Raw genomic sequence first — 428 nt, 5'->3', positions numbered from 1 at the left:
CGCGAAGAAGGTCGGCGACAGCGCCTCCAAGGCAGCCGACGACGCGACCAAATAAGGCCTAGCGCAGGCAGCGATCCAGTCCGTCGTTGCGGACGACGCCCACCCGGCGGGTGATGGCGTTGCCGTGGCGGCGGGTAAAGCCACGGGGCGCGATCGCGGCGCGTTTCTTGGGCAGCGGCAGGACGGCGGCGATGCGGCCCGCTTCGTCAGGCGTCAAATGCGACGCGTCATGGCCGAAATACCGCCGTGACGCTGCGTCGACGCCATAGGTGCCAATGCCGGTCTCGGCTACGTTCAGATACACTTCCATGATGCGGCGCTTGCCCCAGATGTTCTCGATCAGGACGGTGAAATACGCCTCCAGCGCCTTGCGGGCATAGCCGCCGCCCTGGATCAGGAAGACGTTCTTGGCAGTCTGCTGGCTGATC

At 65.7% G+C, this 428-nt stretch carries 1 protein-coding gene; it reads right to left on the bottom strand.

The genetic code is table 11. From position 1 onward, the window contains the following. Nucleotides 1-58: 58 nt before the first annotated feature. Nucleotides 59-428: transglycosylase domain-containing protein (locus tag AACY52_RS31775; RefSeq protein WP_339561622.1), on the bottom strand; the 370-nt coding region annotated here is incomplete at its 5' end.

This window comes from Pseudomonas sp. EA_65y_Pfl1_P113, assembly GCF_963970525.1.
Classification (GTDB): domain Bacteria; phylum Pseudomonadota; class Gammaproteobacteria; order Pseudomonadales; family Pseudomonadaceae; genus Aquipseudomonas; species Aquipseudomonas tritici.
Note: the sequence above shows the minus strand (reverse complement) of the source record. Positions and strands in the feature narration are given on the sequence as shown.